The sequence below is a fragment of the Acinetobacter sp. YH12226 genome, assembly GCF_013417805.1.
Taxonomy (GTDB): Bacteria; Pseudomonadota; Gammaproteobacteria; order Pseudomonadales; family Moraxellaceae; genus Acinetobacter.
In genome coordinates this window covers 1-5,560 of the sequence record NZ_VPDG01000040.1, presented here as the reverse complement: position 1 = coordinate 5,560, position 5,560 = coordinate 1, and the positions used below count along the sequence as shown (strand labels likewise).

7 protein-coding genes are annotated in these 5,560 nt (G+C 39.7%); 3 read left to right on the top strand and 4 right to left on the bottom strand.

Annotated features, from left to right (window positions below):
* Both FTV08_RS15725 and mobQ read right to left on the bottom strand, forming a co-directional pair.
* Nucleotides 1-397 (bottom strand): RepB family plasmid replication initiator protein (locus FTV08_RS15725; protein WP_180087643.1); only part of this gene is annotated, 397 nt, incomplete at its 3' end.
* 601 nt (nt 398-998) lie between these two features.
* Nucleotides 999-2,417, bottom strand: coding sequence for a MobQ family relaxase (mobQ, locus tag FTV08_RS15720; protein WP_065996350.1), 1,419 nt, complete (start codon nt 2,415-2,417; stop codon nt 999-1,001).
* 209 nt (nt 2,418-2,626) lie between these two features.
* Between mobQ and FTV08_RS15715 the strand changes: the two genes are divergently transcribed.
* Genes FTV08_RS15715 through trbL form a run of 3 tightly spaced genes read left to right on the top strand, consistent with a single transcriptional unit; the run spans nt 2,627 to nt 4,621 of the window.
* Entirely contained in the window at nt 2,627-2,902 is a 276-nt protein-coding gene (locus tag FTV08_RS15715; RefSeq protein WP_004919011.1) for a hypothetical protein, read from the top strand.
* Nucleotides 2,903-2,905: 3 nt separating this feature from the next.
* Nucleotides 2,906-3,694 (top strand): ANT(3'')-II family aminoglycoside nucleotidyltransferase, encoded by a 789-nt coding sequence (locus FTV08_RS15710; protein WP_005071978.1) that lies wholly within the window; start codon nt 2,906-2,908, stop codon nt 3,692-3,694.
* Nucleotides 3,695-3,715: 21 nt separating this feature from the next.
* Nucleotides 3,716-4,621 carry a P-type conjugative transfer protein TrbL gene (gene trbL, locus FTV08_RS15705; RefSeq protein WP_204832353.1) on the top strand — a complete coding sequence of 302 codons (906 nt, stop codon included), beginning with the start codon at nt 3,716-3,718 and terminating at the stop codon, nt 4,619-4,621.
* 21 nt (nt 4,622-4,642) lie between these two features.
* On the opposite strand, the gene FTV08_RS15700 is transcribed toward trbL, so the two are convergent.
* Together FTV08_RS15700 and repM are read right to left on the bottom strand one after the other, a co-directional pair.
* Nucleotides 4,643-4,876 carry a hypothetical protein gene (locus tag FTV08_RS15700; RefSeq protein ID WP_065996352.1) on the bottom strand — a complete coding sequence of 78 codons (234 nt, stop codon included), beginning with the start codon at nt 4,874-4,876 and terminating at the stop codon, nt 4,643-4,645.
* A gap of 15 nt (nt 4,877-4,891) precedes the next feature.
* Nucleotides 4,892-5,560: replication initiation protein RepM (gene repM / locus FTV08_RS15695; RefSeq protein WP_180087642.1), on the bottom strand; the 669-nt coding region annotated here is incomplete at its 5' end.

The following is a 5,560-nucleotide window of genomic DNA, read 5'->3' as shown; positions in this document are numbered from 1 at the left end:
CATAACTGGTGAAATGCTTCTCTAGGTTGGTGATCAGTGGCACAACATCATCTGAAAACCTGATACGGACAAGGGCTTCATTTTCAACATAGGACACACGCTGTACCCATCGGCTCATAACATTCTCAAGATTGCCTTTAGCCGTTAATTTTTGGTAACTAAAGCGACGCTCAAACAAGTTTTTGCAAGCATCCTTTAAGACTTTGTAGGCGGTGTTTCTATGGACATTGAAATGGTTAATGTAGCTTTCTGCATGGATAGTTAAATCACGGTCACTAGGGATATTAGACTCCCTCGCCTCCAGTATTGCTAAAAGGATTAGGCGTTGTTCTGCAAGGTCTAAATTATAACTGGCATTGATCAGCGCATTATCCTTAACGACTAGGTCTTTTTTCATACATAGCAACTTATTCGAATTTTGTTGTTATAGCAACATTATATAACAATGTTGTAATATGCAAGATAAACGTTGCTATATTGCAAGATAAACGTTGCTATATTGCAAGATAAACGTTGCTATATTGCAAGATAAACGTTGCTATATAAAGTCTGAAACCATTGCTATATAAGGATTTCAGTCACCCTAAAAATTAAAAAAAATAAAAAAATTAAAAAAGAGGGGAGGGGTCAAAATTGCCCTATGTACTCGCTAAAGCTCGTACTTTATTGAAGCTCGCAAGCTCGCTTCGAGGGGCAATTTTTCGGTTAATCCTGTTTGTGAAATCTAAAAGCAAAAGCAACTATGAATTCGCTTCGCTCATAAGGCTTTATGCTCGCTTCGCTCGGTCTAGGTGCAGATTTCAACATGAAAATATAGATTTTCTAGGGTTCAAGTCATTTAAAAGCGGTTTTTCAGAGGGTCGAGGGTCGAATATTGCTAGTTCGCTCGTAGACACTCGCTCTGTAAAACCATGTATTGTTTAGATAATTTTAATAAACACCAAAAAGAATAGGTATATCTATGGTGCAAAATCATATATTTTGCACCATAGATATACCTATCTTGAACGTGGTCTATTCCGCTTTTCGGCTTCAAGCATCTTGTTGGCTTCTTCATGCTTACCTTGTTCACGCAAGGCTTTACGTGCAAAAAATGCCTGTTTTTCTTGTTCTTGTATGGCTTTGGCTTCTTGTTTTCGTTTTTCCTGTTCGGCTAACTTCCGTTGTTGTTCTCGCTCAAGATAATTTCTTGCTCGGTCATATTTAGCTTTTAGGTTTGGATTAGCCTTGTTTACAGTCAGTTTTGCCCGATCTGTATAGCGTTCAGGCTCAAATCGAGGGGAGTTATTCCTCAATTCTCGTTCTTGTTCTTCCAGCTGGTTCAACTGCTTCTGAATTTCAGCATTTGCTGTATCCCATTTTCCGCCAAAAAACAGGGGTCTTTTTCCTAGTTCTTCTTTTTGGTGTTTAATATCGCTTTTAGATAGCTCTATTTGCTCCAAAACAGCGTTTATTTGCTCGATTTCTGTTTTTTGGATAGATGACGCTATGTTTTTCGCTTCTGTGGCTATAGCGTCGTTATATTGCGAAATAACGCTATATGCAATTTTGGTTAATTCTTCAGGGGAACGTTGTTCCTGGTCTTTTTCTTTTTGGCGTTGTTCCTGGTCTAAATTTTCCCTGGTCTGTTCCAAGTCATGAACAAGGCGTTCTGTGGCTAAAATTTCTTGCTCAAGTCCTTTAATTAATTGGCGTTCTGTATTTCTAGCCTTAATCGCATCGTTACTTAAACTGATTTCAGTGTCCTTGCCCTGTCTGCGAAGTTGGGTAATTGTAGAACCCTCATGCTGTGTGGCTTCTAAATCTAAACCTTGCTCTTTGTAGCTGCGGTGATCGACACGCTCATGGCTGCCAACCTGTTCAAGAAATTGATTGCAGAGTTCCGCAAACTGTTGTCTCCAGTGTTCGACTTCTTGTTTGCCGTTGTCGTTAAATTCTCTCGTTTTTTTATCAAGGTCGCCTTGTTGGTTAATGCTGCGTGTAGTGAGCATGATGTGGGCGTGATAGTTGCGGTCATCACTTCCGCCTGCGGTATGTGGGGCATGAATGACTGCATCAACAACGACCTTATGACGTTCTACAATTTTTCCGCATAGCTCATTGAGCATCTTCTCTCGTTGTTCTTGGTTTAATTCACAAGGAAATGCAACTTCAAATTCTCTTGATAATTGAGAGTTTTTTCTAGTTTCAATGGTTTCGACCGTATTCCAAAGCGTTTCCCGATCTAATAATTCTTTTTTGGTGTTTTCAGGCGCATAGATATTTTTAAATTCTATGCCTGTTTTCTTCGTGTAATCCTGCTCTTTTCCATAGCGTTCATCTTTCAATTTTTCCCCTGATCTATATGCAGCACACGCAACAGCACTTCGACCATCTGATCGACTAATATTTTTTACTGAAAAGTGAAAAATAGCCACGATGTAAAGTCCCATTGACAAGTGTTTTTAAAAAAAAATTGAAAATTTTTTTTCGGGGTTAAGGGGTGTCCCCTTACGCACTCCAAACTTTAGTTTGGGAAAGTGCGCCCTTCGGGAAAACCCACAACAATCATATAGCAACTTGAAAGCAATGTTCAAGTGCGCTTATGATTTAGGGGGATTTCCTCTATTTGAAAGGTATGTTAAAGATGAAAATTGAGTCATTGGAACAACAAATTTCTAAGCAACAAGAGCGGTTAAAACAGTTAAAAGCTCAAAAACAAGCTGCTGTAGCTCGTGAACGTTCTAAGCAAAAAGAGTTAGAACGAAAGAATGATACAAGACGTAAGATTTTAATCGGCTCTTGTATGTTAAAAATCGTCGAAAATGACACTGTTGCTCATGAAAAGTTAATGGCTCAACTCGATAAATACTTAACCGAAAATCGAGATAGAGAATTATTTAATCTTCCATTAAAGGAGTGAGTGATGCCTGATTTAATTCAGTTAGAATATCTACAAGAAAAATTACAGCAGCTTTTAGCGGAATCATTATTTGCAATTTATCTTTATGGTTCAGCTGTTGACGGTGGTTTAGGGCCAGAAAGTGATCTTGATGTACTGGTCGTGGTCACTCAACCATTAACTTCTGCTTTACGTGAGCAGCTTGCACAAGAATTACTAAAAATTTCACAGCCTGTTGGGGAATTACAAAGGCCATTAGAAGTTACTATTTTATTAAAAGATGAGATTCAGTCTGGAATTTATCCTTTAAGTTATGAAATGCAATTTGGTGAATGGCTGCGTGAAGAGCTTAAAGAAGGTGGAATATTGAGCTCACAGAAAGACCCAGATATTAGTATATTGCTTAGAAAAGCGAGATCTCATCATACAGTTTTATTTGGGCCAGCTTTAAACCAATGGGCACCTGAAATTTCTGATCAAGAACTATGGCAAGCAATGTCTGACACTTATCCCGAAATTGTAGCGCATTGGGATGAGGATGCAGATGAAAGAAACCAGATTTTAGCTTTATGCCGGATCTATTTTAGTTTAGTGATGAAGGATATTGCTTCAAAAGACAATGCTGCACGATGGGTTATGTCTCAGCTTTCTGATGAGCAGAAATTCGTATTGCAGCGACTTATACAGGAATATAGAGGGGAAATCGGCAAACAAAATTGGCAAGAGGAGCATTATGCTTTGCAGCCTATTGTCAATTTTTTGAGTTCAAAAATTGAAGAGCAGTTTGAGCAGAAAAGAAATCTGATCACATAATAATTTTTTGATTCTGGCTTTATGTCATGGCTTTTGATGAACTCAGCAACGTTCGCTGAAGCGATTGTAAATAGCTTCAGGCAGGCTGCATCTACCGCCAGTGGCTACAGTCTGCTTACACCCTCAGATTTTTTTGTGAACGGCTGGAAGATCGTCCAAGAGATTTTAAACTCGGTAAGTGCTTGGTCGCCTATTGATTCATTGGGGATGCTGATTGCTTCAATCATTATCATGATTGCATTTGCCTTGATTTGTGCGTTCTTGGTTTTGGCGTTGGTTGAAATGTATATCGTGGTGTCAGCTAGTGTCTTAATGATGGGGTTTGCAGGTTCGCAATGGACGAAAGACTATGCCTTGAAAACTATTCAATATGCTGTTTCAGTCGGTGCAAAAATATTTATCTTACAATTGATTGCAGGTCTTGGACTTACTTTTATCCAAGAGTGGGCTACGGGCTTTAATGTTGAAGACAATGTAAGTTTGGTCGGTATGATTGGCTGTAGTGTGGTACTGCTGGCATTAACCAAAATTGTGCCTGATATGCTCCAAGGTGTGATTAACGGTTCATCTATTGGAAGTGGTGCTGCTTTAACTTCTGCCCTACGTGCTGTGGCTGCTGCGACAGCTGGCGCTGCTGCTGGTGCAGCTGGTGCGTCTATGGCTACAAAAGGCGCTGGAGCGTTGGCAAGTGAACAGCTTAAAACGGCTCAAGCAACTGGCACAGGCCCATCGAGTGCAATGGGTAAAGCTGGTTTTATGGCTGGTAATATGGCCATGAATATGAGTTCTGCTTTAAAAAGTGACCTTGGTAGTCGTTTAAGTGGTTCTACGACTGGTGGACGTATGGCTGGCTCGATGATGAATAAAGCAAACGAGCTACGGTCAAAACGATCTAAAAGCAATCAGGATGAAAACACTATCTCATAGGGCGAGACAGATTTTTTCTGATTATTCGCATTTGTTTAGTTGTTGTTTTATACGCTCAATCCTTGTAATAAGACCATCCACACAACTTTGATGACGTTCATAAAGTGGGTGGTCTTTATTCTGCCAGTTATCCAATATTTCTTTGGCTTCGATGTACTCTTGTTCTAGTTTGTATAGTTGACCTTTCAGTCCAAAATTATCTTTATTCCAGATAGCTAATAGCTCGGTTTCACTTAGTTTTGATAAATCAGTCATTAGTAATACTCCCATTTAACCTTTAAAATCTGTTTCTGTTCGCAATGCCTTGAATATGCGTTTTGCCGTTTCTTCTCGCACACTGGACGGGTCACGTAAAATATTGGCAATCCATATTGCAAATGCTTGATAGTCCTTATTCCCTGCTAGGTCGCTGATACTGTGGACTTTAGACAATACTGAGCTATAAGTATTTATCTGACTGTCTGACAAGTTGCAGAACATATCAACCGTGCTTGGATCTCGTTCATGGTTGATTGTTTTAGGCTTGGATTTCTGTTTAAAGCTGAATGAAAACCCAATGATTGAACGTCCTCGCTTATGTTGCTCGTATTCTGCCTTAATGTCGGTATGGTCGTTAATTTGTTGAATAGCAGGCTCTAATACTCGTCTTTTAAACGATTCCATCCGTTGATGCTCTGTGTCCAATACACCAAGTCTTGACCTCAATTCCTTAGTTTCAAGCATTGATACTTTCCCAGTGCTACGCCATGCAATTAGTAGTTCATATAAACGTATGGCATAGGCACTCGTTAGGCTACTTACCTGCTCCAGTTCATAACTGGTGAAATGCTTCTCTAGGTTGGTGATCAGTGGCACAACATCATCTGAAAACCTGATACGGACAAGGGCTTCATTTTCAACATAGGACACACGCTGTACCCATCGGCTCATAACATTCTC

What these genes read in the sequence shown, in the direction of transcription:
- trbL (WP_204832353.1), top strand. Translation starts at nt 3,716, where the DNA reads ATGTCATGGCTTTTGATGAACTCAGCAACGTTCGCTGAAGCGATTGTA.
- FTV08_RS15700 (WP_065996352.1), bottom strand. Translation starts at nt 4,876, where the DNA reads ATGACTGATTTATCAAAACTAAGTGAAACCGAGCTATTAGCTATCTGG.
- FTV08_RS15710 (WP_005071978.1), top strand. Translation starts at nt 2,906, where the DNA reads ATGCCTGATTTAATTCAGTTAGAATATCTACAAGAAAAATTACAGCAG.
- FTV08_RS15715 (WP_004919011.1), top strand. Translation starts at nt 2,627, where the DNA reads ATGAAAATTGAGTCATTGGAACAACAAATTTCTAAGCAACAAGAGCGG.